The 26,511-nt window shown below is 69.8% G+C and carries 25 protein-coding genes; 13 read left to right on the forward strand and 12 right to left on the reverse strand.

Translation table 11 applies throughout. The features are described 5' to 3' along the window. Position 1: 1 nt before the first annotated feature. The 7 genes from EKE94_RS16205 to flgB are packed head-to-tail and all read right to left on the reverse strand — an operon-like array spanning position 2 to position 5,238. Positions 2-754, reverse strand: coding sequence for a flagellar biosynthetic protein FliR (locus EKE94_RS16205; protein WP_127907679.1), 753 nt, complete (start codon positions 752-754; stop codon positions 2-4). Continuing rightward, positions 754-2,856 carry a flagellar biosynthesis protein FlhA gene (gene flhA, locus EKE94_RS16210; protein ID WP_407940927.1) on the reverse strand — a complete coding sequence of 701 codons (2,103 nt, stop codon included), beginning with the start codon at positions 2,854-2,856 and terminating at the stop codon, positions 754-756. The genes EKE94_RS16205 and flhA overlap by 1 nt, the downstream gene beginning before the upstream one ends. After that, positions 2,853-3,752 (reverse strand): lytic transglycosylase domain-containing protein, encoded by a 900-nt coding sequence (locus tag EKE94_RS16215; RefSeq protein WP_127907680.1) that lies wholly within the window; start codon positions 3,750-3,752, stop codon positions 2,853-2,855. Before EKE94_RS16215 ends, flhA begins: the two co-directional genes overlap by 4 nt. Then, positions 3,749-4,018: a flagellar biosynthetic protein FliQ gene (locus EKE94_RS16220; protein ID WP_127907681.1), complete on the reverse strand. Its 270-nt coding sequence runs from the start codon at positions 4,016-4,018 to the stop codon at positions 3,749-3,751. The genes EKE94_RS16215 and EKE94_RS16220 overlap by 4 nt, the downstream gene beginning before the upstream one ends. 57 nt (positions 4,019-4,075) lie before the next feature. Next, positions 4,076-4,399 carry a flagellar hook-basal body complex protein FliE gene (locus EKE94_RS16225; protein WP_127907682.1) on the reverse strand — a complete coding sequence of 108 codons (324 nt, stop codon included), beginning with the start codon at positions 4,397-4,399 and terminating at the stop codon, positions 4,076-4,078. A gap of 9 nt (positions 4,400-4,408) precedes the next feature. Then, the gene (flgC, locus tag EKE94_RS16230) at positions 4,409-4,819 is read right to left on the reverse strand and encodes a flagellar basal body rod protein FlgC (RefSeq protein WP_127907683.1); all 411 of its coding nucleotides are present in this window, start codon (positions 4,817-4,819) and stop codon (positions 4,409-4,411) included. Positions 4,820-4,839: 20 nt separating this feature from the next. After that, positions 4,840-5,238, reverse strand: coding sequence for a flagellar basal body rod protein FlgB (gene flgB / locus EKE94_RS16235; protein ID WP_127907684.1), 399 nt, complete (start codon positions 5,236-5,238; stop codon positions 4,840-4,842). A 76-nt stretch (positions 5,239-5,314) separates the two neighbouring features. Between flgB and fliI the strand changes: the two genes are divergently transcribed. Next, on the forward strand, positions 5,315-6,661 hold the full coding sequence (gene fliI, locus EKE94_RS16240) for a flagellar protein export ATPase FliI (RefSeq protein ID WP_127907685.1): 1,347 nt from the start codon (positions 5,315-5,317) through the stop codon (positions 6,659-6,661). Between the two features lie 180 nt (positions 6,662-6,841). Here fliI and EKE94_RS16245 read toward each other — a convergent pair whose 3' ends face one another. Next, positions 6,842-7,573: a DUF599 domain-containing protein gene (locus EKE94_RS16245; protein ID WP_127907686.1), complete on the reverse strand. Its 732-nt coding sequence runs from the start codon at positions 7,571-7,573 to the stop codon at positions 6,842-6,844. 126 nt (positions 7,574-7,699) lie between these two features. On the opposite strand from EKE94_RS16245, the gene EKE94_RS16250 reads away from it, so the two are divergent. The 6 genes from EKE94_RS16250 to EKE94_RS18730 all read left to right on the forward strand — a co-directional run bounded on the left by EKE94_RS16250 (position 7,700) and on the right by EKE94_RS18730 (position 13,965). Continuing rightward, positions 7,700-9,139: an FAD-linked oxidase C-terminal domain-containing protein gene (locus EKE94_RS16250; protein ID WP_127907687.1), complete on the forward strand. Its 1,440-nt coding sequence runs from the start codon at positions 7,700-7,702 to the stop codon at positions 9,137-9,139. A gap of 86 nt (positions 9,140-9,225) precedes the next feature. After that, positions 9,226-10,467, forward strand: a complete 1,242-nt coding sequence (locus tag EKE94_RS16255; protein WP_127907688.1) for an FAD-binding protein — start codon at positions 9,226-9,228, stop codon at positions 10,465-10,467. Further along, entirely contained in the window at positions 10,467-11,864 is a 1,398-nt protein-coding gene (glcF, locus tag EKE94_RS16260) for a glycolate oxidase subunit GlcF (RefSeq protein WP_127907689.1), read from the forward strand. The genes EKE94_RS16255 and glcF overlap by 1 nt, the downstream gene beginning before the upstream one ends. Before the next feature lie 106 nt (positions 11,865-11,970). Continuing rightward, a complete protein-coding gene (locus EKE94_RS16265) occupies positions 11,971-12,795 on the forward strand; it encodes a trypsin-like serine peptidase (RefSeq protein WP_127907690.1) in 825 nt (274 codons plus the stop codon). A gap of 255 nt (positions 12,796-13,050) precedes the next feature. Beyond that, positions 13,051-13,515, forward strand: a complete 465-nt coding sequence (locus EKE94_RS16270; RefSeq protein WP_127907691.1) for an Hsp20 family protein — start codon at positions 13,051-13,053, stop codon at positions 13,513-13,515. Positions 13,516-13,809: 294 nt separating this feature from the next. Beyond that, a complete protein-coding gene (locus EKE94_RS18730; protein ID WP_164870992.1) occupies positions 13,810-13,965 on the forward strand; it encodes a hypothetical protein in 156 nt (51 codons plus the stop codon). Positions 13,966-13,973: 8 nt separating this feature from the next. Here the strand turns inward: EKE94_RS18730 and EKE94_RS16275 are convergent, their stop codons facing one another. Continuing rightward, positions 13,974-14,921 carry a LysR substrate-binding domain-containing protein gene (locus tag EKE94_RS16275; RefSeq protein ID WP_127907692.1) on the reverse strand — a complete coding sequence of 316 codons (948 nt, stop codon included), beginning with the start codon at positions 14,919-14,921 and terminating at the stop codon, positions 13,974-13,976. A 113-nt stretch (positions 14,922-15,034) separates the two neighbouring features. On the opposite strand from EKE94_RS16275, the gene EKE94_RS16280 reads away from it, so the two are divergent. Beyond that, positions 15,035-15,871 carry a DMT family transporter gene (locus tag EKE94_RS16280; RefSeq protein WP_127907693.1) on the forward strand — a complete coding sequence of 279 codons (837 nt, stop codon included), beginning with the start codon at positions 15,035-15,037 and terminating at the stop codon, positions 15,869-15,871. Here EKE94_RS16280 and EKE94_RS16285 read toward each other — a convergent pair. The 3 genes from EKE94_RS16285 to EKE94_RS16295 form a co-directional block, all read right to left on the reverse strand. Then, a complete protein-coding gene (locus tag EKE94_RS16285) occupies positions 15,866-16,603 on the reverse strand; it encodes a phosphotransferase (RefSeq protein ID WP_127907694.1) in 738 nt (245 codons plus the stop codon). The genes EKE94_RS16280 and EKE94_RS16285 overlap by 6 nt on opposite strands. Positions 16,604-16,606: 3 nt before the next feature. Then, positions 16,607-18,085, reverse strand: coding sequence for an NAD-dependent succinate-semialdehyde dehydrogenase (locus EKE94_RS16290; RefSeq protein WP_127907695.1), 1,479 nt, complete (start codon positions 18,083-18,085; stop codon positions 16,607-16,609). Positions 18,086-18,485: 400 nt separating this feature from the next. Then, positions 18,486-19,532 carry a P1 family peptidase gene (locus tag EKE94_RS16295; protein ID WP_127907696.1) on the reverse strand — a complete coding sequence of 349 codons (1,047 nt, stop codon included), beginning with the start codon at positions 19,530-19,532 and terminating at the stop codon, positions 18,486-18,488. Positions 19,533-20,330: 798 nt separating this feature from the next. Between EKE94_RS16295 and EKE94_RS16300 the strand changes: the two genes are divergently transcribed. The 5 genes from EKE94_RS16300 to EKE94_RS16320 all read left to right on the forward strand — a co-directional run bounded on the left by EKE94_RS16300 (position 20,331) and on the right by EKE94_RS16320 (position 26,508). Beyond that, complete coding sequence (locus tag EKE94_RS16300) at positions 20,331-21,416, forward strand: coiled-coil domain-containing protein (protein WP_127907697.1); 1,086 nt, start codon at positions 20,331-20,333, stop codon at positions 21,414-21,416. 118 nt (positions 21,417-21,534) lie between these two features. After that, positions 21,535-22,650, forward strand: coding sequence for a hypothetical protein (locus EKE94_RS16305; RefSeq protein WP_206615103.1), 1,116 nt, complete (start codon positions 21,535-21,537; stop codon positions 22,648-22,650). A gap of 102 nt (positions 22,651-22,752) precedes the next feature. Beyond that, complete coding sequence (locus EKE94_RS16310) at positions 22,753-24,696, forward strand: AAA family ATPase (protein ID WP_127907698.1); 1,944 nt, start codon at positions 22,753-22,755, stop codon at positions 24,694-24,696. Positions 24,697-24,704: 8 nt separating this feature from the next. Beyond that, positions 24,705-25,064, forward strand: coding sequence for a hypothetical protein (locus EKE94_RS16315; protein WP_127907699.1), 360 nt, complete (start codon positions 24,705-24,707; stop codon positions 25,062-25,064). Position 25,065: 1 nt separating this feature from the next. Next, positions 25,066-26,508 (forward strand): DUF6638 family protein, encoded by a 1,443-nt coding sequence (locus EKE94_RS16320; protein WP_127907700.1) that lies wholly within the window; start codon positions 25,066-25,068, stop codon positions 26,506-26,508. Positions 26,509-26,511: the final 3 nt, after the last annotated feature.

Genomic DNA, 26,511 nt, shown 5'->3' on the forward strand with positions numbered 1-26,511 from the left:
GTCAGAGCACCAGCCGGCCCAGCCAGTCGGCGAAGCGGTCCAGGAACCCGGTCAGCATCGACGGCGCGGCCAGCAACAGCACCGCGAACCCCGCCGCGATCAGCACCGGCTGCGCCACGAAGAAGACGGGCAGGGTTGGCATCATCCGGTTGGCCAGCCCCATGCCCACGTTCAGCACGAGGCCCATGAGGTAGAAGGGCGCCGCCAGCGACAGCCCGATGTAGAAGCTCGCGCTTGCCGCGGCGACCGTCTGACGGGCCATGTCGCCGGGCATGAGGCCGCCCGGGGGAAAGACCTCGTAGGACATCAGCAGCGCGCGGATGATGACGTGATGCAGGTCGGTGGCAAAGATCAGCGCGGTCGCGGCCAGCATCATCGCGGTGGCGATCAGCGTCGCGCCCTCGAACGCCCCCATCGAGGGCGCGAAGGCATTGGCGAGGCCGGAGACAAGCCCGACCTGGTAGCCCGCGAATTGCAGTGCGCTCATCAGGATGCGGGCCGTCAGGCCGATCCAGAGGCCGATGGTGATCTCGATCCCCAGAAGGACCAGCAGGGCCAAAGGCTGTTCGAGGTCGACCGGCCCCACCCCCGTCGCGGGGTAAAGGGCGAGGCTGACGAGCAGGGCGAGGAACAGCCGGTGGCGCATCGGCACGCCGGTTTCGCCAAAGGCCGGCAGGAAGATCATCGCCGAGCCCAGCCGCGCGAAGACAAGGGTATAGCCCAGAACCTCGGCGGTCAGCAGCCCGCCCAGCATCAGCTTCCGACCGTCGCGACCGTGCGCAGCGCCGCCTTGCGGTGGATTTCGGTATGCGCGATCACCTGCGTCATCGGGCTGACGCGCTCCAGCATCGACCGGACATAGGCGCGGACCTCGGGCGCCACCATCAGCGCCGGCCATTCGTCGCGGGCGGCGAATTTCTGGATCTCCTGCCGGGCCTGCAGCACGAATTCCTGCACCCGCTTGGGCGACATCAGGAAATTGCGGTCGTCGCCGTTCACCCGCACCGCGTCGGTGAACTCGGCCTCCCACGCGGGGCTGAGCGTGATGACCGGGACGAAGCCGCCGCCATCGGTCAGGGTCTGGCAGATCTGCGTCGCCAGCCGCTTGCGCACGTGTTCGGTGACCCGCGCGACATTCGTGGTCGCCCGCCCGATCTCGGCGATGGCCTCGACGATCAGGGGCAGGTTGCGGATCGACACACGCTCGGCCAGCAGGGTCTGCAGCACCTGCTGCAACAGGATCGCGGGCGAGGCGGCCGACAGGTCGGTAATCAGCTTCTGGTAGTTCTTGTCGAGCCCGTCCATCAGGTCGCGTGTCGCGCCGTAGGTCAGGAGCTCGGGCATGTGCTCCTTGATGACCTCGGTGAGGTGGGTGGTGATCACGCTTTCGGGGTCGACCACGGTATAGCCGCGGCGCTCGGCCTCGGCGGCGGTCTGGGTGTCGACCCAAAGCGCATCCAGCCCGAAGGTCGGCTCCTTCGTGCGCTCGCCCGGCAGGTCGAGCGGGGCATCGGCGGGGTTGATGACCATCATGCCGGTGGGCCTGATCTCGCCGCGCGCGGCCTCGACCCCGTGCACGACCAGCGTGTAGGTGTTGCCGGGCAGGGTCAGGTCGTCCTTGATCCGCACCGAGGGCAGGACAAAGCCGTAGTCCGTGGCAAAGAGGTTGCGCAGGCTTTTGATCTTGCCCGGCAGCGCCGCCTCGCGGCTGGTGATGAGCGGCACCAGCGCGTCGCCCATGTCAAGCCGCAGGTCGTCGAGCTTCAGCTTGTCCTGCACCGTCTCCTCGGCCGCGGTGGGGCCGGCTTCGGCCTGCGCGGCGCGGCGCCTCTCGGCGGCCTCGGCCGCGTCCGCGCTGCGCTTCATCACGAGCCCCAGCCCCGCCATCATCGCGGCGAGGGTCAGGAAGATCATCAGAGGGAAACCGGGCAGCAGGCCGATGCCCAGAAGCAGCGCGGCCGCCATCCAGAGCGCCTTGGGAAACTTGCCCAGCTGGCTCAGCACCGCTTCGTTGGCCGCGCCCTCGGTGCCGCCCTTGGTGACGATCAGGCCCGCGGCCAGCGACACGATCAGCGCGGGGATCTGGCTGACCAGCCCGTCGCCGATGGTGAGCGTGGTGAAGACGCTCGCTGCCTCGCCCACGCCCATGCCGCGCTGCACGACCCCGATCAGGATGCCGCCCACGACATTGATCAGCGTGATGATGATGCCCGCCACCGCGTCGCCGCGCACGAATTTCGAGGCGCCGTCCATCGCGCCGAAGAACCCGCTTTCGTCCTCGAGCTCCTTGCGGCGGCGGCGCGCCTCCTCCTCGTCGATGAGGCCCGCGCCGAGGTCGGCATCGACCGCCATCTGCTTGCCCGGCATCGCGTCCAGCGAGAACCGCGCCGACACCTCGGCAATGCGGGTCGAGCCCTTGGTGATGACGATGAAGTTGATGACGACGAGGATCGCGAAGATCACCATGCCGATGACGAAGTTGCCGGCGACGATGAACTGGGAAAAGCCTTCGATCACGCCGCCCGCGGCCCCGGTGCCGGTATGCCCCTGCGACAGGATCAGCCGGGTCGAGGCCACGTTCAGCGACAGCCGCAGCATGGTGACGACCAGCAGCAGCGTGGGGAATGAGTTGAAGTGCAGGGGCTTCGCGATCCAGAGCGACACCATCAGGATCAGCACGCTGAGCGACAGCGAAATCGCCAGCCCGAAATCCAGCAGCACCGGCGGCAGCGGCAGGAACAGCATCGCCAGCACCAGCGTGACGCCGATGGCGAAGGCCACGTCGCGGTTGCCGAGGCCCATGGCCGTCATGCTGTCGCGCGACAGCCGGCCCGGTGTGCCGGTTTGCAGGCTCATCCGCCGGACCCCGCGGGGACACGGGTAAAGAGGGGCAGCACCGGCTCAAGCTCGGCTCCCGAGTAGATGCCGCGCCGCCCGCCGCCGGGCAGGCCGGCGCCCGACGGGCCGGCCTTCGGCAGGGCCCCGCCCGACAGGGCCGAGGTCCAGATCGGCCCGGTGCGGGCAGGAGCGGTGCGGGCAGGGGTGGTGCTGGGCGTGCGGCGGTCCGCGGTGTCGCGGGCGCCGTGATCCGCGGCTGGGCGCGAAGCACTGTCCTGCGGACCGCGACCGGCGCCGGCCAGCATACGGAACCCGTCGATGCGATCGTTCGCCACCTGCTGGTTACGGGCCAGAGCCGAAAGGTAGATTTCGCGCTTTTCGGGGCTGAACGAATGGTAGGAGCCCGCCGCCAGCACCCAGTCGCCGGTCTTGTCGTAAAGTCCCCGCAGGAAACGCGCGGCGTAATCGACGTTGACCGCCGGATCGAAGCCGTCCTCGAGCGTTGCAAAGGCATCGGGGTGCCAGCGCAGGTTGATCTGCATGCAGCCCACGTCGATCGACTCGACGCCCTCGGCCTGGCGCTGGCTCACCCAGCCCATCGCATCGGCGCGGCTGTCGAAGATGCGGCCCTCTCCGGCGGCATTCACCGCGTAGGGCCAGACGGTCAGCTGGCCGCCCCGGGTCGTCCCCGTCTCCTGCAGCCCGATCCCCAGAAGCAGGTTGCCGGGAATGCCGTGGCGCAGCTGGGCCTTCAGGATTTCGCGCACGCAGATCGCCTCGGCCGGTTGCCCGGAGGCCGCCGCGCGGGGGGTGCCACCCCCAGCGGGGGCCGCGTAGAACCCTTGCCAGTTGGCGCGCGCGGCATGCGGCAGCGCCAGCGCCAGCGCCAGGACGAGCGCGGCGAGCCCCCTCACGGCGCGCCGCTCGCGATCAGGTCGAAGACATGAGACGACAGCCGTTCCAGCGTCCCGTAGGCAAAGGGCAGGGACGCGACCAGCCCCACGAAGATGGCCGCGATCTTCGGCACGAAGGTCAGCGTCATCTCCTGGATCTGGGTCAGCGCCTGGAAGAACGCGATCACCAGGCCCACGCCCAGCGCAAGGATCAGGATCGGGCCCGAGGCAAGGAGCACCGTCCAGATCATGTCGCTGAGGATCGTGTAGATGTCGCCTTCGCTCATCGTCTCACCCTATCGCCGCTACCGGCCGGACAGCCCCCGCCAGGGGGCGCGATCCGGTCAGATCGGCATCTTCAGGACGTCCTGATAGGCCTGCACGAACTTGTCGCGCATGGCGACGGCCATCTTGACCGAGGATTCCAGCGCGATCGTCGCCTCGACCACCGCCTGGGTGTCGACTTCGCCCCGCAGCCCGGCCTGCGCGATGGTGTCGGCCTGGTGCATGGTCTGCACCGCATCCGCCGTCGCGGTCTTCAGCGACTGCGCGAAGGCCGCCCGGTCGGCCTCGGGCTGCGGCATCTCGGCCGCGGGGTCGCTGCGCAGGCTGCGCGAACTCTGGTAGGCCCCGCGCGCGAGGGAGGAGGAGATCAGGGGATCAGCCATGCGTCACGCTCACTTCAGAAGGTCGATCATGCGGTTGCGCATGTCACGGCCCGCTTCGAACATGTTCATGTTGGCCTCGTAGCTGCGCGAGGCTTCGCGCATGTTGGCCATCTCCAAGAGCGGGTTGACGTTGGTCATCTTGATGAAGCCCTGCTCGTCTGCGGCCGGGTGGGCCGGGTCGTAGGACAGCTCGAACTCGGACATGTCGCGCGACACCGCGGCCACCGCGACCATCGAGCTGCCCGAGGCACGGTCGACGGCTTCTGCGAACGAGATCGTCTTGCGCCGGTAGGGATCGCCCCCGGGTTCCGTGCTCATCGAATTGGCGTTGGCCACGTTCTCCGACACGACCTTGAGCCGTTCGCCCTGCGCCCGCATCCCGCTGGCCGCGATCGAGGCGATGGATTTGAGAAAGTCCATGTGTGTCCGTCCTTGCGCGATCAGCTGCGGCCGGTGACCGACAGCGTGAGCAACTCGTAGCCCTTGCGATAAAGCGTCGCCGCCATCCGGTATTCCGAGCTGATCTCGGCCGCCTTCACGGTCTGCTCTTCCAGCGAGATCGAGTTGCCGTCGGGGCTGTGGGCGGGGGCCTGATCCTCGATCACCCGCACCGGCCCGGCACCGGTCGAGCCCGGGCGGTGCATCGGGTCGGTGCGCGCCAGAGTGGTGCCCTGGCCGCGCTGCCCCTCCAGCATCTGCTGAAACGACGACACGTCGCGCGCCGCGTAGCCGGGCGTATCCGCGTTGGCGACGTTCTCCGCCACCACCTTCTGCCGCGTGGTCAGCCATTCCATCCGGTCCGACGCGACGCGGAAAAAGGCCATCGAGTCCATCTGCATAACTTGTTACCTGCCTCGTTGTTCTTTTTGATTTGATGGATAGCATGGATAAATTTGTTTTGCTATGGAACTTTCCATGCAAACCGCATTCTCCCAGTTATCAAGCTTTGCGCGTGACCTCGGTGCCGACAGGGTCAGCGGTCAGGTTGCGGCGGTGACGGGGCTCACCCTCACCGTGTCGGGGCTCGAACGGGCGCTGGGCATCGGCCAGCGCTGCCGGGTGCACGGCGCCCGGGGCGACGGGGTGCTGGGCGAGGTGGTGGGCATCGACGCGCGCGGCACGCATGTGCTGCCCTTCGGCACGTGGCACGGCATTGCCGTCGGCGACCGTGTGGACCTGGCGCCCGGCGGCGATATGCTGCGCCCCGATCAGGGCTGGATCGGCCGGGTGGTCGATGCGCTGGGCCGGCCGCTCGACCGCAAGGGCCCGCTGCACGACGGCCCAGCCGCGCGGCCGGTGCGCGCGCAGCCGCCCGCCGCCTTCGATCGCCGCCGCGTGGGCGCGCGGCTTGAAACCGGGGTGCGTGCCTTCGACGTCTTCACCCCGCTCTGCCGGGGCCAGCGCATGGGCGTCTTCGCAGGCTCGGGCGTGGGCAAGACGTCGCTGATGGCGATGCTGGCGCGCAATGCCGATGCCGACGTGATCGTGATCGGTCTCGTCGGCGAACGCGGGCGCGAGGTGCAGGATTTCATCGAGGGCGATCTGGGCCCCGAGGGCATGGCGCGGTCGGTCCTCGTGGTGGCGACGGGCGACGAGCCGCCGCTGATGCGCCGCCAGGCCGCCTGGACGGCGACCGCGGTGGCCGAGCATTTCCGGGATGCGGGCCTGCAGGTGCTGCTGCTGATCGACAGCGTCACCCGCTTCGCCATGGCGCAGCGCGAAATCGGTCTGTCCGGGGGCGAGCCGCCGACCACGAAGGGCTATCCCCCCACGGTCTTCGCCGAGCTGCCGCAGCTGCTGGAGCGCGCCGGCCCGGGGCCCGAGGGCGCGGGGGACATCACCGGCCTCTTCACCGTTCTGGTCGAGGGCGGGGACATGAACGAACCGGTGGCCGACACCGTGCGCGGGATCATGGACGGGCACGTCGTGCTCGACCGCCGCATCGCCGAACAAGGCCGCTATCCGGCGGTGAACCTGCAGGCCAGCCTGTCGCGGATGCTGCCCGACTGCCATTCCCAGGCAGAATACACCATCCTTCAGGCGGCCCGCCGCACGCTTTCGAAATATGCCGACATGGAAGAGCTGATCCGCATCGGCGCCTACCGTCCGGGAAGCGATCCCGAAACCGACGCCGCCATCCGTTTCTACCGGCCGGCAGATGCCTTCCTCACCCAGCGCAAGCACGAAACGAGCTCCGCCGCGACCAGCTTTGCCGAGCTCGGCCGCCTGCTCGATGCGGCGGGCGTGGAGCTTCCGGGCTGATGGCCCGACAGCGGGGGTTTCACACCCCCGCACCCCCGTGGAGTATTTCGGAAGAGAAGAAGTCTCTCCCCGGGGCTTCTTTCTTCTCTTCGAAAAATACTCCCGCCGGAGGCGAAATATGCGCCCGGGTTCCGGCCCGGAGACCGGGTGCCAGAAGGCGTGCGCCGACAGGCGCTCATTTTACTTGCGAGCCACTTGCGGGCCCTCGGCGATGGGCGAGGGGGCGGACAGCAGGATCTCGCGCGGGCGCGAGCGGAACTCCCGGCTCCACAGGATCCAGCAGGTAAAGCAGGTGGCCGCGATCAGGGCCCAGGGGCCCAGGAGCCACGCCGCGGAGCCCAGCGAGAAATACATCGCACGCAGGCCGCGGTTGAAGTTCCAGGCCGCGCGCACGTTGATCTCGCCCGCTTGGGCCGCGCGGGCATAGGCGACGGGGTCGTCGGTGTCGTTCGGCACCGCGGCCATGACCACCGCGCAATAGCCGAAGAGCCTGTTCGACCAGACGAATTTCAGGAACCCGTCGGTGAGGAACAGGGCGACGAGCAGCAGCTTGATCTCCCACACCACCATCGGCACGTTGGCTTCGGTGAAATCCTCGGCGATCACGCCCAGGGCCTCGGAATTGCCAAGCAGCGCCATCACCCCGCCGATCGCGATGACGCAGGTCGATGCGAAGAACGTCGTTCCCTGCCGCAGGGTCGACAGGATCGTCGCATCGAAGATCCGCGGTTGGCGGGTCACGAACTCGCGCAGCCAGGCGCGGCGGTAGTCGGCCATCAGCACCGTAACCGAGGGGCGGGCAAGGCCCGGGTTCTCGATCCACCAGCCGATGCCGCGCGAAGCGACGAGCAGCAGGGCAAGGGCCGCGAAATCCAGCGGCGTCAGGAGAAGAAAGCGGTCCAGAAGCATCATGGCACACAGACTAGGCCGCGGGGACGCCACTTGCCAGCCTTGGCGCGGCGTTCTAGCCTCGGGTCTCGCCGCCCGGTGGCGGGCTGTCCCGCCACGCACCGATACGCCGCGACAGGGAGGATCCCGATGGACATGCCGTCCCCCGATGCCGGCGCGCTTGCCCGCCGCCCCGCGCTGCTTGCCGAACTGGCCGCGGTCGTGGCGCGGGACGCGCTGATCTCCGATCCCGTCGGGCTCAGGGCCTACGAGTGCGACGCGCTCACCGCCTATGCCTGTACGCCGCTGGCCGTGGTCCTGCCCGGCTCGACCGGCGAGGTTGCCGCGGTGCTGCGGATCTGCCATGCGGCGGGCGTGCCGGTGGTGCCGCGCGGAGCTGGCACGTCGCTGGCCGGTGGCGCGCTGCCCACCGCGGATTGCGTCGTTCTGGGCGTGGCGCGGATGACCGAGGTGCTGGAGGTCGACACCGCCGACCGGCTGATCCGGGTCCAGACCGGGCGGACCAATCTGCAGGTCACAGCAGCGGTCGAGGAGGCGGGATTCTTCTACGCGCCCGATCCTTCGTCGCAGCTGGCCTGTGCCATCGCCGGCAACATCGCGATGAACTCGGGCGGTGCGCATTGTCTGAAATACGGTGTCACCGCCAACAACCTTCTGGGCGTCACCCTGGTGACGATGGAGGGTGAGGTCATGGAGATCGGCGACGGGCATCTCGATGCCGCGGGGCTGGACCTTCTGGGGCTGATCTGCGGGTCCGAGGGGCAACTGGGCGTGGTGACCGAGGCGACGCTGCGCATCCTGCCCCAGCCCGAGGGCGCGCGCCCCGTCCTGATGGGGTTCGCCAGTGCCGAGGCGGCGGGCGCCTGCGTGGCCGATATCATCCGGTCGGGCGTTCTGCCGGTCGCGATCGAGTTCATGGACCGCCCCTGCATCGAGGCCTGCGAGGCATTCTCGGGCGCGGGGTACCCGGACTGCGAGGCGCTGCTGATCGTCGAGGTCGAGGGGTCCGAGGACGAGATCGCCGCGACGCTGCGGCGCGTCCTGGCAGTCGCCGCCGCGCATGATCCTGTCGCCACGCGCGAGGCGGCGGATGCCGACGAGGCCGCGCGGATCTGGCTGGGGCGCAAGTCCGCCTTCGGCGCGATGGGCCAGCTGGGCGACTATATCTGCCTCGACGGCACGATCCCGGTGTCGCAGCTGCCCCTGACCCTGCGGCGGATGTCCGAACTGGCGCAGGCGCGCGGGTTGCGCGTGGCCAACGTCTTTCATGCCGGGGACGGCAACATGCACCCGCTGATCCTGTTCGACGCCAATACCGAAGGCCAGCTCGAGACCGCCGAGGCGCTGGGCGCCGATATCCTGCGGCTGTGCGTGGAGGTGGGGGGCTGCCTGACCGGCGAACACGGCGTGGGGGTCGAGAAGCGCGACCTGATGACCGCCCAGTTCTCGGCCGGGGATCTCGAGATGCAGATGCGGGTCAAGGACGTCTTCGATCCGCGCTGGCTGTTGAACCCGGCCAAGGTGTTCCCGCTGGCCGCCAGTGCCGCGCGGCGCGAGGCTGCGGCGTGAGCGCGGGTGGCGAGGACAGGAGGGGGGGCGCCGCCCCCCCGCCCGCCACGGGCGGCCCCCCCGGGGAGTATTTCCGAAGAGAAGAAATGCGCAGGCCCGAGACGGAGGCAGACCTGGCGCGGATGGTGGCCCTGGACGGCGGGCCCCTGCTGCTGGAGGGCGGGGGCACCCGGGCCGTGGGTCGTCCCGCGCGGGGCCGGGGGCTGTCGGTCGCGGGGATTTCGGGCGTGACGCTTTACGAGCCCGGGGCGCTGACGCTTTCGGCGCGCGCGGGCACGCCCCTGGCCGAGATCGAGGCGCTGTTGGCAGGCGAAGGGCAGCGGCTGGCGTTCGAGCCGATGGATCACCGGGGCCTGCTGGGCACGTCCGGCACCCCCACTCTGGGCGGCATGGTTGCGGCGAACGCCACCGGACCGCGGCGGATGGTGGCGGGGGCCGTGCGCGACGCGGTGCTGGGGCTGCGCTTTGTCACGGGCGAGGGCGCGGTGGTGAAGTCCGGCGGGCGGGTGATGAAGAACGTGACCGGCTACGATCTGGCCAAGCTGATGACCGGATCATGGGGCACGCTGGGGGCGATTACCGAGGTGACGCTCAAGGTGCTGCCCGCGCCCGAGGCGCGCGCGACGCTCGAGATCCCGGGTCTGGATCCGGTGGCCGCGGTCGCGGCGATGTCGGCGGCGCTGGGTTCGCCCTTCGAGGTGACGGGGGCCGCGCATGGCGACCTGGGGCAGGGGGTGGTGACGCTCTTGCGGCTGGAAGGTTTCGCCCCGTCGGTCGAGGATCGGGCGGTGCGGCTGGCGCGGATGCTTGAGCCGCATGGCCCGGTGCGGCGGCGACTGGATGGAGAGGCCGCCCCCGACCCGTGGGTCGCGGTGCGGGATGTCGGGCCGTTCCACGGGGTGCCGGGCGATGTCTGGCGGATTTCCCTGCGGCCGTCGCGCGCGGCCGAGGCCGTGGCGCGGATCGGCGGGCCGGTCCTGCTGGACTGGGGCGGCGGCCTGATCTGGGCGCTGACCGAGCCCGGGCGCGATCTGCGCGCCGAGCTGGCGGGGCTGGGCGGGCATGCGCGGTTGGAACGTGCCACCCCCGGCGCGGATCCGGCCCTCGCCACCTTCCCGCCCGAACCGGCGGCTGTCGCCCGGCTGAGCCGGGATCTGCGCGCGCGCTTCGATCCCCGGGGGCGGTTCGCGACAGGACGGATGGAGCCGGACACCGCGGAGCAAGGCCCGCGGCCCGGAGGCTGGCGATCGCCGGACCTGGCAACCGCGGATGCAAAAAGCGATGGCCCGGCGGTAGCGGGCCCGGCGACTTTCGGCAGGACGACCTGATGCGCACGGATTTCTCGCCCGAACAGCTTGCCGATCCCGACACCGCGCGGTCTAACCAGATCCTGCGCTCCTGCGTGCATTGCGGATTCTGCACCGCCACCTGTCCTACCTACCAGATCCTCGGGGACGAGCTGGACAGCCCGCGCGGGCGCATCTACCTGATCAAGGAAATGCTGGAGAACGACCGGCCGGCCGATACAGAGACGGTCACCCATGTCGACCGCTGCCTCTCCTGCCTCGCCTGCATGACGACCTGCCCCTCGGGCGTGCATTACATGCACCTGGTCGACCACGCGCGCGCCCATATCGAACGGACCTATCGACGCCCCTGGCGGGACCGCGCGCTCAGGCGGATGCTGGCGTTCGTGCTGCCCTATCCACGGCGCTTTCGCGCGGCGCTGCGACTGGCGCGGATCGGGCGCCCCCTGGCCGGGCTGATGCCGGACCGGCGGTTGGCGGCGATGCTGCGGCTGGCGCCGGATCGCACGGCCGCGCCTGAACCGCTGGCCGAGGTGTATCCCGCCCAAGGGCTGCGCCGCCGACGGGTGGGGCTGTTGGCAGGCTGCGCGCAACAGGTGCTCGACACCGATATCAACGCCGCGACGATCCGCCTGCTGACCCGGCTGGGATGCGAGGTTGTGGTGCCGCGGGCCCAGGGATGCTGCGGCGCGCTGACCCATCACATGGGGCGGACCGACCACAGCCATGCCGCCGCCGCCCGCAACATCCGCGCCTTCCTGGAGGCGGCCGAGGACGGCGGACTTGATGCCATCGTCGTCAACACCTCGGGCTGCGGCACGACGGTCAAGGATTACGGTCATATGCTGCGCACCACCGACCTGGCCCGGGACGCCGCACGGGTTTCTGCCCTGGCGCGCGACGTGACCGAGGTGCTGGCGGAGATCGCGCGCGATGACGGGCCCGAGGGCGCCGTCCGCGCCGATCCGGCCGAGACGCCGGGCAAGGGCGGGATCGCCGGCACGGATGCCCCGGCCGCCACGCCGCATCCCTCGGCGGGACTGCGCGTGGCCTACCATGCCGCCTGTTCGCTGCAGCACGGACAGAAGGTGCGCGCCGCGCCCAAGACCCTTCTGACCCGGGCCGGGTTCGAGGTGGTCGAACCCGCCGACGCGCATCTCTGTTGCGGGTCCGCCGGGACCTACAACCTGATGCAGCCCGAGCTGTCGGAAAAGCTGCGCGACCGCAAGGTCGCGACGATCGAGGCCCGGTCGCCGCAGATCGTGGCCGCGGGCAATATCGGCTGCATGGTGCAGATCGCCCAGGGCACCGCGGTGCCCGTCGTCCATACGGTCGAGCTTCTGGACTGGGCCACGGGCGGGCCGCGGCCGGCCAAGCTGCCCGCTGATCTGACGCCGCCTGCCGTGCCGCCGCGGTAGGCCTTCGAGAGGTCAGGGAAGCGCCGCGCGAAGGCGCCGCCCGGGCCATATTCCTGCCCCACCGTCTGCCTAGCCCTGACCGTGACGAACACGAGGGAGAAGCGGCATGCGGCAATTCGGGGCGGCCTTGATACTGGTGGTGGCGGCGTTTTTCGGTCCGCTGCCCGCTATCGCGCAGACCTCGGACCTGCGGGCGCTGACCACGGCGGACGAGGCGCGCGGCTGGGACGGCGTCGGGCGACTGGACCTGGGGCAGGGCGGGTTCTGCACCGGCGCGCTGATCGACGAACAGCTTGTCCTGACCGCGGCGCACTGCCTTTTCGACAAGCGCACCGGCGCCCGGATCGCACCCGAGGCAATGGAGTTCCTCGCCGGGTGGCGCGATGGCCGGGCCGAGGCCTATCGCGGCGTGCGGCGGGCGATGGAGCATCCCGCCTACCGGCCCGGCGCGGGTGCCGAGACGGCGGAGGTCGCGCATGACCTCGCCCTGATCGAGCTGGACCAGCCGATCCGCAACCCGCATGTGCGCCCCTTCCGTACCGATGCCCGCCCGCGGCAGGGCGACGAGGTGGGGATCGTCTCCTACGCCCATGACCGGGCCGAGCGGCCGTCGCTGCAGGAGGTCTGCCATGTCCTGACCCGGCGCGGCGGCACGTTGATCTTGTCCTGCGACGTCGATTTCGGATCCTCGGGGGCGCCGATCTTCGTGGTGCAGGGCGGTGAGGCGCGGATCGTCTCGGTGGTGTCCGCCAAGGCCGAGATGAACGCGCAGAAGGTGTCGCTGGGCACGGACCTGGGCGCGCCGCTCGCGGATCTGCGGCAGCTGATGGCGGCCTCGGACGGCGTGTTCTATCGCGCCGCACCGACCCAGGGCAGCCTGGGCGATGCGCCAGCGACCCGCGCGGGTGGGGCGAAGTTCGTCCGGCCCTAGGCCGGCGGGGCCGGGGGCGTGCGCTGGGCGCGTGCGTCGGGGGCCTGACGGACGATAAGACGGGGGGCTGCATGGCCCCGCCCGCATCCCGCGAGGATCGATAGACTGCCGTGCATCGTGGATCTTGAACGCCGCGAAAGCGCCACCCATATTCCCGGTGTCGGACGCCTGCATAGGGTTCGACACCAAAAGGAAGACCGGCCCTGCCTGTGTTGGAGGGCCACATATGGTATCGCTTTACGGAGGATGACCCCCATGCGTACGTTTGACCTTGCGCCCCTTTACCGTGCCACCGTCGGTTTCGACCAGATGGCCGACCTGATGGACCGCGTCCTGTCCGACAATGTCGGCAGCCAGACCTACCCGCCCTATAATATCGAAAAGACCGCCGATGATTCCTGGCGGATTTCCATCGCCGTCGCAGGCTTCACGGACGAAGATCTGTCGGTCGAGGTGCGTGAGCATTCGCTGATCGTGTCGGCCCGCAAAAGCGCCGAGGATGAAGGTCGCAAGTATCTTCATCGTGGCATCGCCACCCGCGCGTTCGAGCGTCGCTTCGCGCTGGCCGACCACGTCCGCGTGACCGGTGCCGCGCATGTCAACGGCATGCTGAACATTGATTTGGTGCGCGAGGTGCCGGAGGCGCTGAAGCCCCGCCGGATCGACATCGCCAAGGGCGATACTGTCGAGCAGAAGGCCGTCGAGGGTCAGCCCGCCTGATCGCCTCGCTTGGTTGCGCGCGGGAGACTTAGCTCTTCGCCCTGCGGCACCGATACCTAGATCCGACGCCCCCGCGGCCATGCATCGCGGGGGCGTTTTCGCATGTGCGCCCCCCGGGGTCGTATGGGCTGGGCCAGGCACGGCGTGTCGCGCGTCACCTTCGTTCCTGAGCACGGCAACTGAGGCAGGGAGGACCACGGGGGCGCCGGCAGGGAACCCGGGTCGTAGCTCAGGTTTTGAGCAGGGAGCGGGGCGATTGCCTGCCGCCCGCATGACACTGGTGAACGAGGCGACATGGTTCTCAAGCTTCTTCTCGCGCTGGTGGCGCTGAAACTCGTGGCTCTTGTGACCTACCTGTTGGTCACGAGAGGGGCCACGGAGGACAGCGCGCCCGATGAAGGCCCGTCCGTGCCGCGGCCGCAGGGCGTGCGCACCGAGGCAACCGAGTAGCCAGTCTTTCAGGTCGGGGGCGCCGTGACTTCCGCCGTGTTTTCCGCCATGTCTTCCCGCGTCACGAGGTCGAGCAGCCAGGCCCCGAACGCCTCTGCCTCGGGGCCGGGCGGGTCGGGGGTCAGCAGCACGTAGTTTCGCCCCGTGGGGCAGAACCCGAAGGGCGCGATCAACCGGCCCGAGGCGATGTCGTCGCGCACCAGGATTTCCGGCGCGGCGGCGACGCCCAGCCCGGTGACCGCGGCCTCAAGCAGGAAGTAGAAGTGTTCGTAGCCCGCCGTCGCCTCGGCCAGTGACGCGGGATCGGCGGTTAGGGGCGCGCCACTGGCGGCGATCCAGTCGTGCCATGCGCGTGGGCGCGACCGCGTGTGCAGCCACGGCAGGGACGCCAGCGCGGCGGGTGATCTCAGGCCGCCCGCGGGCATCAGGGCGGGGCTCAGCACCGGGCCGGTGCGGTCGGGGAAGAGGTGCGCGATGCGCGCCCCCGGCCAGTCGGCAGGGCGGGTGCCACCCACGCGGATCGCCACGTCGGGGCCCTGGGCACGGAACGCCACGGGGCCGTCGTTTTCGGTCAGCCGCAGCTCGATCCCCGGATGCGCGGCGCGAAAGCCGTAAAGCCGCGGGATCAGCCAGCGCATCGTCAACGTCCCGAGGCAGGAGATGTCGAGCACGACCGGTCCTTCGGGCCGCACCGCTGCCCGGGCGACGGCGGCCTCGATCCCGTCGAAGGCGGCGGTCAGCGCGGGCAGAAGCCGCAGGGCCGTGGCCGAGGGCCGGGGCCTGTTGCGCGGTCCCTCGAACAGCGTCACCCCCAGCCGCGCCTCGAGCATCCGCACCTGCCGGCTGACCGCGCCATAGGTCACGCCCAGCTCGTCTGCCGCGCGGCTCATCCCGCCCAGGCGCGCGGCGCTTTCCAGAGCGCGCAGCGCGTTGAGGGGCAGGGCGCCACGTTTCATTGTGAGAAAACCTCCTGTCGCACTGCAGAGAGTTTCGTTTTGCCCGTGCCTTCTGTCCGGGCACAAGAGGGTATGTCACAAACACCTCTCCCTTTCCGAACCGGATCCGCAACATGAGCGTGCATGTCTTCGCCGCGGTGCTTCTGGCCGCCCTTTTTCATGCCGCATGGAACACGGCCATCAAGCAGGGCGGAGACCGCGTAGCCACCATGCTTCTGCTGGCGCTGGTGCAGGCGGCGATCGCGCTGCCGCTTCTGCCCTTCGTCGTACCGCCCGATCCGGCGGCGCTGGGCTGGATCGTCGCGGGGATGGTGCTGCACACGGGCTACAAGGTGTTCCTTGTCGGGGCCTATGATCATGCCGATCTAAGTCAGGTTTACCCGCTGGCCCGCGGCACGGCGCCGCTGGTCGTGATGCTGATCTCGGTTATCGCCCTGGGTGCGGCGGTGGCGCCGGTGCAGATCGGCGCGGTGGTGCTGATCTCGGCCGGTGTGCTGACCATGGCGCTCAAGGGCGCACCCCGGCGCATGGCCGGGCGCGGGCTGGCCTATGCGCTGGGCACGGCGGGCTTTACCGCGGGCTATACGCTGGTCGACGGCACCGGGGCGCGGGTGGCGGGAACGCCGTCGGGCTACATCCTGTGGATGGTCGTCGGCGACGCGGTCCTGATGGGCCTCTGGGCCGTGTCCCGGCGCGGGCCTGCGGTCCTTGCCGCGATGCGCGGTGGGTGGCGCAGCGGCTGCGCGGCCGGGGCGCTGTCGCTTGCCTCCTACTGGATCGCGGTCTGGGCCTTTACGCAGGCGCCGCTGGCGCTGGTCGCGGCGCTGCGCGAGACGAGCATCCTGTTCTCGATCCTGATTGCCGCGCTGTGGTTGCGCGAACCCGTGGGCCGCTGGCGCTGGGCGGCGGCGACCCTGATCGCCGCCGGGATTGTCGCGATGCGGCTATGACCCGGGCGTTGCCGAAAACCGTGCGGCAAGGCGACGGGCATGCGCGGGCTCGATGACCCAGGAGCAGGCGATTTCCCAGGCCATGGCGGCCCGCCGGGCGGCGGCGCCGGCCGCACCCAGGGCCGCGCGGTCGAAGACGGGGGCGTCGACGCGGGCCTCATCCCAGTCGATCAGGCCGATGCGGCCGTCCGGACACCAGAGCAGGTTGCCGTGCGACAGGTCACCATGCACCACGGTCAGGGGATCGGGCGGCAGGGCCCGCCAGGCAGCGCGGCACGCCCTGCGCAGGTTTTCGGGCAGGAGAGTTAGGTCCACGTCGCCACCCCGGTCGCATGCGCAGAGCGCCCGTGCCGAGGCGAAGCCCGGGCGTTGCATTATGTCGTGACAGAGGTCGTGGAACCGGGCGATCCCGGGAAGGACGGCCTCAACCTCGGTGGGCGTGAGCTGTCGGCCGGGCAACTCGGGCTCGCAGGTCCAGCCCGATTCGATCAGCCGCCCGGTGCGGGCGGGGATCAGCCGGGGGACCGCAAATCCCGCGGCCTCGGCCCGGTCGTGAACCGCGCCGAGCCACGCGAGCGCCCCGGCGCCGCGGCGGGTAGACTTGAATATCACCCGCTCCCCCGGGCCCGTGCTGCGCAGGACCCGGTTGCGGTGGCCGCCAATGCAAGGCTCAAGCCGCCCCTTTACGCCCCAGAGGCGGGTGGGCGGCAGGCCGGGCGGGGCGGCATCCACGGGTCAGACCGAGAGGCAGATATATTTCATCTCGGTGAACTCCTCGATCCCGTGGCGCGACCCTTCGCGGCCCAGTCCCGATTGCTTGACCCCGCCGAAGGGTGCGACCTCGGTCGAGATGAGGCCGGTGTTGACGCCGACGATGCCGTATTCCAGCGCCTCCTGCACCCGCGTCACGCGGCCGACGTCGCGGGCGTAGAAATAGGAGGCGAGGCCGAAGATCGTGTCGTTGGCCAGCCGGATCGCCTCGTCCTCGGTCTCGAATCTGAAGAGGGGGGCTATGGGGCCGAAGGTCTCTTCCTCGGCAAAGTCCATCTCTTGCGTGGCGCCGGTGATGATCGTGGGCTGGAAGAAGGTGCCGCCCAGCTCGTGCTCGGACCCGCCGAGGTAGATCTTGCCGCCCTTCTTCTGCGCGTCGGCGATATGGGCCTTCACCTTCTTCACCGCGTTGTCGTCGATCAGGGGGCCGAAGTCGGTGCCGGTGTCCAGCCCGTCGCCGACGGTCTTGTCCGCGAGCGCCCGGGCGAGCTTCTCGGCGAAGGCGTCGTAGATGCCCGACTGCACGTAGATGCGGTTGGCGCAGACGCAGGTCTGCCCGTTGTTGCGGAACTTGCAGGCGATCGCGCCTTCGACCGCGGCGTCGAGGTCGGCGTCGTCGAAGACGATGAAGGGCGCGTTGCCGCCCAGCTCCATCGAGCATTTCATAACCTGGTCGGCGGCCTGCGACAGCAGGATGCGCCCCACCTCGGTCGAGCCGGTGAAGGTCAGCTTGCGCACGATGGGGTTTTCGCAGAACTCCTTGCCGATATCCGAGGCCGAGGAGGAGGGTACCACCGACAGAACTCCCTTCGGCAGGCCCGCGCGGTCGGCCAGCACCCCCAGCGCAAGCGCCGAGAGCGGCGTCTGGCTGGGCGGACGGACCACGATGGCGCAGCCAGCCGCCAAGGCCGGCCCGACCTTTCGGGTGATCATCGCGTTCGGGAAGTTCCACGGCGTGATCGCGGCGCAGACACCGATGGGCTGGCGGATGACGCTGATCCGCTTGTCGGCGGCATGGCCCGGGATGGTCTCGCCGTAGATGCGCTTGGCCTCTTCGGCGAACCACTCGATGAAAGACGCGCCGTAGAGGATTTCGCCCTTCGCCTCGGCATGGGGCTTGCCCTGTTCGGCGGTGAGGATAGTGGCGAGGTCGTCGGCATTCTCGACCATCAGGTCGAACCATTTGCGCAGGATCTGGGCGCGCTCCTTGGCCGGGCGTGCAGCCCAGTCCCGTTGCGCCACCTGAGCCTTGTCGATGGCGGCGGCGACTTCGGGGCGGCCGAAGTCGGCGACCTTGGCGATCACGTCGCCGCGGGCGGGGTTCGTGACCTCGAAGGTGCGGCCGCCCTCGGCGTCGGTCCAGTCGCCGCCTGAATAGGCCTGGGTGACGAAGAGCGAGGGGTCGGAGAGCAGGCCGGTGAGATCCGTGGTCTGGTCGAGCATGGCGGTCGAGATCCTTGTCCTGGCGGGCGTCGCGCCTGGCCGCCCGCGGTCGGGCCGGCCCGCACCGTCCGCATGGTGTTCGGGTACCTGTCGAAGGCGCGAGAGGGGGAGGTGGTTCCGTGCCAGCCCGGGCGGAGCCGGGCAGACGGGGCCGGGGGATATCGGCAGGGGGCGCGCGCCGGGGCTGGCGGGGAGCTGCGATTCCGGGCGGGGGAGCCTCCGGCGGGAGTATTTTTGAAAGAAGAGAAACAGGGCGCGGGGAAGGGTGGGTCTGGGCTTGGGTGGGTTTGCCGTGGTGGAGGGGGCGCGAGGTGGCCGGGAGATCTGGGTTGGTCGAGCGCGGCGGGGGCGCCTCCTGCAGGGCTGGCCGGGGCTGGTCCGCGAGGCGGGGCGAGGGGGGCTAGACCGCGGAAGAGGCTGCATGCGCGGCGCGCCAGCCTTGCCATGTGGGGAAGGGATCTCCCTCGGCCGGCGTCGCGGCGTGAACGGCGCGGGCGATCGCCCGGCTGAGGCACTGGGCCGCATAGTGACCGATCCAGAGCGCGCGATCGTCGGCCGCAGCCGGGCGGGCGCCGGTGGAGACGGCGAAGACCAGATCACCGTCGAAGGGCGTATGGCTGGGCAGGATCGCGCGGGCCATGCCATCCTGTGCGGCCATTGCCATCCGTGTCAGCGCGGGTTTGCCCAGCTGCGCGTCGGTCGCGACGACGGCGATGGTTGTCGCGGCGCCGTCGGGCGGTGGTGCGCCCGGGGCGAACTTGGTCTGCGGCAGGTCGGGGCCGGGTGCGGGGGGCAGGCCCGCGTCGCCGAACTCGGCCCCTATCTCGGCCCCGGCGGCCCAGAACTGGCCGGTCCGGGGGTGGCAGACGCTGCCCACCGGGTTGGCCACCACCAGTGCCCCCACCATGGTGCCGCAGGGCAGCCGCCACGACGCCGACCCGACGCCGCCCTTCAGCCGACCGGCGAGCGCCCCGGTGCCTGCCCCGGCCGTGCCCAGCGCGAAATCTTCGTCCGCGGCGGCCAGGGCCTGCGTACCAAGGGCGGGATAGGGATTCTCCTGCCAGCCGGTGTCGCCGCCCGCCATCAGGTCGAAGATGATCGCCCCCGGCACGATCGGGATCGCGAATCCCGCCGCCACGTGGCCGCGCCCCTCGGCCCGCAGCGCGTCGGCAACCCCGCTGCCTGCCGCGAGACCCAGCGCCGAGCCGCCCGAAAGCGCAATGGCATCGATCCGCTCGACCGAATTCTCGGGGCGCAGGAGGTCGGTTTCGCGCGTGCCCGGGGCGCCGCCCATGACATGCACGGCCGCGGCCAGGCGATCACGCCCGGTCAGCACCGTGACGCCGGTCTTGATCCGCGCGTCGGCGGCATGGCCCACCAGAAGCCCCGGCACGTCGGTGATCAGGTTGCGCGGCCCCGGCGCGCCCGCGGTGTCATTGTCGGTCATGCGCGTGGTGTCCCTTTTCCGTTGGAGCGCCCTGGTGCGTCCTGCTGCGCGCCCGAGGGTGCCGGGTGGCCCGCCGCGGCGCAAGGGGCGCATCCCGGCGGCGGGGCTGTGCATTGGGCCGGCGAGGCACGAGAGACGACGACAGGACCGAGACGGCGGATATGCCGAAGCAGGCCCGCGCGCAGGCCGAGGCACTGCATGCGGGACAGGCGCGCTGCGGCCAGGCGCCGTGCCGCGCACCTGCCGCAGGTCGCGGCGCTGATCTGTGACTGGGGCGGCGACGAAACGGGTCAGGCGCTGGGCTGGCTGCATGAGTGAATCGAGGGACTCGCCCCGTGCGCTTGAGAATGTGCGTGCCGAGCGCGGTTCCCGGTCGGCCCGGCTGGTGGCCGGGGTCGTCGAGGACCGCAGTCTGTCGCGGACCATGCGCAAGCAGGCGCAGATCGACCTTGCGCCGCGGAAATCGACCCGGGCCGCGTTGCGGGAACTGGCTGACGAGACCTCGAAGCTGCGAGGTCTGGCTATGCCTCCCCCGCCGACCCGAGCCGGCAGCGCCCGTCCGACTGCCTCGGCCGGGCGCGCGGGTGATCGCGGTCATGCCGCCGGGACAGCCAAAAGACGGGCCCACCTTTGCAGGGGCTCTCGCCGCGGAAACCCGGGCGGCCGTGGCGCTGGCGCAAATGGGATCGAAGGGCCCGCGGCAGCCGAGACTTGCCGATCAGGGCCGGGCGGTGATGACGCCGCCCGCATCGCGCCTTATATGTCGCGGGAAACAGACAGCTGGCAAAGGGAACGACAATGGCCGATCTAGACGCGCAGATCCGTGAGACCCAGACACGGGTGGCTGAAAGTCAGGCCAAGATCACCGCGGTCACCGCCCGAATGGAAACTGACCGCAGCAAGATCTCGCAGGGGCAGGGGGCCGCCGTCGACATCGAGACGGCGTCGCTGGAGGACGTCCACAGCCATACCGAGGAGATGAACGCCAACATCGCCGAACTGATCATGGGGCTCGACGACGTCACCGCCGGGTTTTCGCGCGATTTCGAGGATATGCGCTCGAAAACCGGGTGGGAGAGCTTCGTCGGCATCTTCTCGGGCGCCAAGGCCGACACGATGCGAGCCGAACGGATCCGGCAGGCCAGCATCGACGACAAGCTGCAGGACCTGCTGTCCAAATCCGACGTGATCGTGAAGCTGCTCGAAGGTCAGCTGGCGCAGCTGGAAGAGCAGAAATCGCGGGTCGAGGCGAACCTGACCGAAACCCTTGACGACCGCGAGGCGACGGTCGCGAAGCTTGAGACCCTGCGCGCAGAGATCCAGGCGATGGATCCGAAGATCATCGAGATCGAGAACCGCATCGCCGTGGAGCAGGATGCCGCCGCCCGCACCCGGCTGGAAAGCGAGCTGGCCGCGCTGAACGCCGAGTACAACGACAAGGTGCAGGCCGAACAGGTGGCCATCGCGAAAAGCCAGACGCTGGAACGCTATATCGAGAAGGGCAAGACCTGGGTCGACAGCCTGCAGAACCAGGCGGCGACGCAGATGGTGCTGATCAACAAGCTGCAGACGGATACCCGCCAGCGGATCGTGCTTTACGACGCTCTGTCGAAATCGCTGAAGACGGCGCAGCAGCAGGACGTGGCCCACCGCATCAACGAGATCGGGGTCAAGACCGACCAGGAGGCGCAGACCGCGATGGCGGCCATCGGCTCGGCGACGAACACTCGCATGGCCGAGATGATGGAAAACCACGAAGGCCAGATGGTGTTCGCCCGCGACGTGCTGGAACAGAAGGCCCGCGCCGACGAACGCTTTGCCCGCCGGTTCCAGAAGATCGTCGAGCGTCACGACAAGAACCTCTATGGCTCGGCCGGGCAGTGAGGCGACAAATGCAGCCTGACCCGACCCTTCGCGAGGGCGGGGCCTGTGCCATGTGTGCCCCCGCCCGGTCCCCGTCCGATTGCCGTCTGACCGCCCTCCGGAGGCGGAGGGGGGTGGCGTGACCGGCGTCGACCTTGCCGCCGACCATGTCGCCCTGAAACAGGGCGAGGCCGCCCGCCGCTATTTTGCCAAGTTCGACGCGATCTTCGCGCATTTGCCGCGTGTCGCCGCCGAGATGCGGCGCGACGGCGGGTTCGACCGGTTGGAGATCGACGTGCTTTCGGGCTACCTCTCCCGGCTGGAGCGGACCTTCGCGGCGCTCGGGATGAAGTACCTGATGACCGGGCGCACCGGGCCCCAGGCGCTGACCATCGATGTCGAGGAAAGTGGGTTCCCGGTCTATCCCGAGCTTCTGTCGCTGGCCAATGATGCCGCGCAGGCGACGCGCCAGCTTCAGACCACGCCCGACCGCGACGCCCTGATCGAAACCATGCTGCGCGAGATCCTGGGCGAGCTTCAGGTGCCGCGGCGGACGCAGTATGCCCTGTCCCAGCGCCTCTACCGCGAGCTGATCGCGGGCGGCGACCTGTTCTGGCCGCAGATCGAGCCCGACGCGCTGTGGCTGTCCGAAACCGGGCAGCGGCGGTCCTACCTGGTGCATTGGGCGGCCTATGACAGCCAGATCAACCTGCCCGTTGTCTACCTTCTGAACGTCGAGGATACCGGGCAGGCGGCGCTGCCGGTCGGAGATATCTGGCCCGAGGTGCAGGACCATCTCAAGGCGCAGTCGGTGGCGGGGCTGAAGCTGTTGACCATCGCGCGCGGACTCGACGCCGATTTCGAGCAGCTTCACCCCAAGCGCCTGCGGCGGCTGCACCTGGGTCCGCTTTATTCCTCGGCCTACACCCGGCAGACGGGGCCGATCCACGACGTGCTGAGCACCGCCGCCGCCCCCGAGGGGCAGGACTGGTGCCTGTCGTGGACGCTGGAGGAGCTGGAAAGCGAACGCGCGGTCGAGGAACGCAAGGGCTGGTTCGGAACGGTCGAACGGCAGGTCTTCGCGCTCGACCCGTTTTCGGGGCAGGGGCCGGACACCGGCGCGACGCGCACGACCCGCGCCGCGATCCTGCCCGAACGCCCCTTCCAGGTGCTGGCCGAGATGGATCCGCCGGGCTTTCGCAAGGTCACCAAGTACGTGGTGTCGCCGGGCGGGCGGGTGCTGACCTATCGCTGACGGCCCCGCCGGGCCCCGCGTGCACCGGCCCCCCGCCGGGCCGGGGATGAAAGACAAGGCGGGCCGCGCGCCTGCCGCAAGACGACAAGAAGGAGCGGCGATGTGAGCCTGCCGAACGATCAGATGGAGCTGAGAGAGGCGGAGATCCGCAAGCATTACGATGCGGCGCTGTCGCTGATGGAGGGGTTCGACCACGCGCCCCGGGTGGCCTCGGACGCCCCCGCCGCCGCCGCGGCCCGGCCCGAGCGGTCGCCGGGGATCGGCAGCCGGCGGCGGTTTCGCTCGACCACCCCTGGGCTGGTGACCCGCCAGACCCGCGCCGCCGACGGCGTGCGCCTGATCGACCGGATCGAGGGCGCGGGCGACGATGCGCTGCCCTCGCCGGTGCAGGCGACGGTCCTGCAGGCGCTGCGCCGCGCTCTGGCCATCGCGCTGGCGATGGGCGGGCAGTATTCCGAGCGCAGCGGACTGGATGCGCTGAAGCGCGACAACCTCGCCGGCACGCTCGCGGCGGGCCGCAAGACCGAGTTCACCGACCTTCTGGCCGCCGAGTCGCTGGTCGTGCTGGGGGTCTTCGCCACCGCGACGGGCGCGTTGCTGTCGGCCCACGCGGGCGAGGCCGCGGTCGAGATCGGCGAGGTCGAGGAAATCCTGACCGATAACGCGCCCCTCGCCCTGCACGGCGCGCTTTGGGAGCTTGACCGCGATCTTGAGGCATTCGCCACCGAAGAGGGGCGACTGGTCGCGACCGCGCTGGCCTATGCCGAGGCGCTGGCCGACAAGGTGCGCGCCCGCGCCTCCACCGCGCCGCGGCTCGAGGCCTTCACCTCGGCCAGCTGGCGGGTCGAGGCGGACGAGCTGACGATCGCGGGCTTTGCGCCCGCGCCGCGCGGCCGCGGCACCACGCTGACCATGAGCTTCAAGAAACCGACCGAGGTCGTGGGCAACCACATCGCCAAGTACCAGGCGATGAAGCTGGCCAAGATGCTGATGGCCTACGACTTCGAACGCCGGATGAACCCCTTTGCCGAACTGGGCGGGTTCATCTTCACCTTCATGGGCGACGGTGCGCCGGGAACGGGCAAGACCACGCTGATCCAGATGATGGCGGGCCTGATCTCGGACTACTGCGAGGTCGCCGGCTATCCCTTTGTCTACCGCAACTTCTCGATCGACCAGATCGACAGCTACCAGGGCAAGTCGGGGCAGAACGCCAAGGCCTTCATCCAGGCCGTGCTGGATCCCGGGGCCATCGGCTTCGGCACCATCGACGACATCGACCAGATCGCGGGCAAGCGCGGCGACCGGCAATCCTCGGCCGGCCAGCAGGAGGTGACGGCGGTGCTGATGGAGGCCTTTGCCGGCGCCAACACCGTGGTGCGGGGCAACGCGACCTTCGGCATGTTCTCGAACTTTCCCGAGAACGTCGACGACGCGCTGCGCCAGCGGGCCGGGGCGCGGTTCCTCGTCGACGGGCCGCAGACCCGCGCCGACTATATCGACATCCTGACGCTGCTTCTGGGCAATCGCCACCAGATCCCGCTGGGCGAGCATGACCTCTATGCCGCGCAGGCGATCGAGCAGGCCGTCGCGCGCAGCTATGCCCAGCACGGCACGCCACAGGAAGCCGGCCTGCGCGCCGTCTGGGACGAGGTGGCCGGCCGGGTCGGGCCGCTGGACACGCTGGCCAAGATCGGCACCTACCTCAAGGCCGTGCAGGAGGCTGATCCCCGCTTTACCGGCCGCGCGATCAAGAACATCACCGACGCGGTGAAGGTCCGCGCGCTGGATGTCGAACTGCCCGACGCATGGATGGACGAGCCCGACCTGTTCCTGCGCAAAGGCTATGACGAGAAACTGGGCATGATCGGCGAGCTGACGCAGCCCATCACCGCCGAAATGGTCGTGCAGGAGGTCAACCGCTATGCCGACAGCGAATTCCGCTACGCCGACAAGTCCGACGAAGCCGCGATCGACACCGCGGTGCGCGAGATGGAGCGCATGGACGCCGCGAAACGGCGCTATGCCGAACGCCATCGCGGCTGAGACGCGACATGGGGCCCGAAACCTGGCTGCCGCTTCTCGCGCTGGGCGCGCTCGGGGTGGCGATTCCCTGGGCTCTCTGTGCCCGGGCGCGGCCCGCGACGATGGCGGCGTTCCTGCGGGCGATGCTTCTGGCTCTTGTCCTGGTCTACCTGTGCGCCTGCCTTCTCTTCGCGGGCCTTTACGCCCTGTCGGGCGCCGTTTCGCAAACGGGCCTGGCCGGGCCGGACGTGTCGCTGCTGCGGCACCTGGCGTGGCTGGGCCTGATCTCGGGCCTGGCCTGGGGGCCGCCCTTCCTGCTGGCGGCGCTGGGCCTTGGCCAGAGGATGGAGGCCCGGCGCGCCGCGCGGATGCGGGCAGGGGGACGGTGACATGCGCAGGCTGATCGACAAGGGTCTGATGTTCGGCAACCTCGTTCCGGTGACCAGCCCCGCGCTGGTCGACCGCTACAACCGCGCGCTCGAACATCTGACCGGGCGGCGCACCGCGCTGACCGATTTCCACATCGACCTGTCGGGCTATTCGCCCGAGATCGGGGACGAATTCGAAGACGAACTCTACCTCAATCCCAACGGCTGCAACCGCCAGTTCATCCTGCTCAGCACCAGCCAGAAGCGCGCGCCGCTGCTCAACATGGATTTCACCACCTCGCGCCCGGTTCTGAAGGGGTTCATCGAGGAAAACGAAAGTGCGCTTTTCGCCCTGACGGCGCAGGACGCCGTGGCGGGCGAGCTGTCGAATTCGGTCTTCGACGTCTCGCGGCCCTCGCGGCTTCTTGACATCCGCCGCATCACGGTCGAGGCCGACACCACGCGTGCCCATGTCGCCGATGCCCGCCGCCTGCAGGAGCGGATCGACCGGTTCCGCAGCCAGCCCATGGCCTGGGCGGACGAGGCGCTGGTGGCCGAGATGATCGCCCTGGCCAGCCGCACCGGAGACGTGACGCGCAATCCGGTGACGCTCGACCGCATGGTCTATGACGCGGGCAACTTCTGGACCGCGCATTTCGGCGGCGCCTACCTGTTCCACCACAGCCCCGCACCCTTTGCCATCGCCGCCGACCCCGCGCCCTTCGCGGCCGATCCGGGCATCGGCTTTGCGGTCTTCGGTACCGACAGGGCCGAGGCCATCGCCCGCACGCTGGCCGAAAACGACCTGATCGAACCCATCGCCCGCGCCAGGGGGGCCGACGCCGCCGCGATCCTGCGCCAGAAGATGGATTTCATCCTGATCGACGCGGCCGCGACGCTGGAACTGGACCTGGGGCAGGTCACGCGGCGCGACCTGCGCGGCCTCGCCCGACGCCTGGGGCCGGCGCTGCCCGATGCGTTCCTGGGGCTCGCGGATCTTCTGCGCGGGATCGAGGGCGGCGGCCCCATGCCCCGCATCGGCCCGGACCACCCGGCCTATTTCTACACGCTGCGCGCCGCGCCGGGGCCTGACCGCGACCTGGTCAACATGGCGCTGGCCGAACTGGCGCCGCTGGACGTCCGGCAGCTTTTCATCTGCCACAAGGAGCTGTTCTACCGCCGCTACGCCACGTGGTCCGAGCCACGGCGCAGCTACGTGGCGGACTTCCTTGCCGCCGAATATCAGGTGGACAAGGCAGGCGCCCGCGCCGCACTCTTCGGCCCTGAACCGGGGATGGACACGCCCGAAGGCCCCGCTACGCGCCGCCCCGATCCGCAGCCCGCGCCCGAAACCCGGGCCGGCCCCTGGGGGCGCCGGCCCGCGCCGCGGCGTGGGCGGGAAGACAAGGAAGAGGACCGCGACCTGATCGCCCGTGTCGGGCCCTGGGGCGCGGTCAGGAGGTGAGAC

The organism is Mesobaculum littorinae, assembly GCF_004011175.1.
Classification (GTDB): Bacteria; Pseudomonadota; Alphaproteobacteria; order Rhodobacterales; family Rhodobacteraceae; genus Tranquillimonas; species Tranquillimonas littorinae.

Excerpts from the sequence above, each read along its gene's own strand:
- glcF (WP_127907689.1), top strand. The coding sequence starts at position 10,467 with ATGCGCACGGATTTCTCGCCCGAACAGCTTGCCGATCCCGACACCGCG.
- EKE94_RS16275 (WP_127907692.1), bottom strand. The coding sequence starts at position 14,921 with ATGAAACGTGGCGCCCTGCCCCTCAACGCGCTGCGCGCTCTGGAAAGC.
- EKE94_RS16265 (WP_127907690.1), top strand. The coding sequence starts at position 11,971 with ATGCGGCAATTCGGGGCGGCCTTGATACTGGTGGTGGCGGCGTTTTTC.
- EKE94_RS16255 (WP_127907688.1), top strand. The coding sequence starts at position 9,226 with ATGCGCAGGCCCGAGACGGAGGCAGACCTGGCGCGGATGGTGGCCCTG.
- EKE94_RS16290 (WP_127907695.1), bottom strand. The coding sequence starts at position 18,085 with ATGCTCGACCAGACCACGGATCTCACCGGCCTGCTCTCCGACCCCTCG.
- EKE94_RS16220 (WP_127907681.1), bottom strand. The coding sequence starts at position 4,018 with ATGAGCGAAGGCGACATCTACACGATCCTCAGCGACATGATCTGGACG.
- EKE94_RS16245 (WP_127907686.1), bottom strand. The coding sequence starts at position 7,573 with ATGATGCTTCTGGACCGCTTTCTTCTCCTGACGCCGCTGGATTTCGCG.
- flgC (WP_127907683.1), bottom strand. The coding sequence starts at position 4,819 with ATGGACTTTCTCAAATCCATCGCCTCGATCGCGGCCAGCGGGATGCGG.
- EKE94_RS16225 (WP_127907682.1), bottom strand. The coding sequence starts at position 4,399 with ATGGCTGATCCCCTGATCTCCTCCTCCCTCGCGCGCGGGGCCTACCAG.
- EKE94_RS16205 (WP_127907679.1), bottom strand. The coding sequence starts at position 754 with ATGCTGGGCGGGCTGCTGACCGCCGAGGTTCTGGGCTATACCCTTGTC.
- flgB (WP_127907684.1), bottom strand. The coding sequence starts at position 5,238 with ATGCAGATGGACTCGATGGCCTTTTTCCGCGTCGCGTCGGACCGGATG.
- EKE94_RS16250 (WP_127907687.1), top strand. The coding sequence starts at position 7,700 with ATGGACATGCCGTCCCCCGATGCCGGCGCGCTTGCCCGCCGCCCCGCG.
- EKE94_RS16315 (WP_127907699.1), top strand. The coding sequence starts at position 24,705 with ATGGGGCCCGAAACCTGGCTGCCGCTTCTCGCGCTGGGCGCGCTCGGG.
- EKE94_RS16270 (WP_127907691.1), top strand. The coding sequence starts at position 13,051 with ATGCGTACGTTTGACCTTGCGCCCCTTTACCGTGCCACCGTCGGTTTC.
- EKE94_RS16280 (WP_127907693.1), top strand. The coding sequence starts at position 15,035 with ATGAGCGTGCATGTCTTCGCCGCGGTGCTTCTGGCCGCCCTTTTTCAT.
- EKE94_RS16300 (WP_127907697.1), top strand. The coding sequence starts at position 20,331 with ATGGCCGATCTAGACGCGCAGATCCGTGAGACCCAGACACGGGTGGCT.
- flhA (WP_407940927.1), bottom strand. The coding sequence starts at position 2,856 with ATGAGCCTGCAAACCGGCACACCGGGCCGGCTGTCGCGCGACAGCATG.
- EKE94_RS16320 (WP_127907700.1), top strand. The coding sequence starts at position 25,066 with ATGCGCAGGCTGATCGACAAGGGTCTGATGTTCGGCAACCTCGTTCCG.
- EKE94_RS16295 (WP_127907696.1), bottom strand. The coding sequence starts at position 19,532 with ATGACCGACAATGACACCGCGGGCGCGCCGGGGCCGCGCAACCTGATC.
- fliI (WP_127907685.1), top strand. The coding sequence starts at position 5,315 with ATGCAAACCGCATTCTCCCAGTTATCAAGCTTTGCGCGTGACCTCGGT.
- EKE94_RS18730 (WP_164870992.1), top strand. The coding sequence starts at position 13,810 with ATGGTTCTCAAGCTTCTTCTCGCGCTGGTGGCGCTGAAACTCGTGGCT.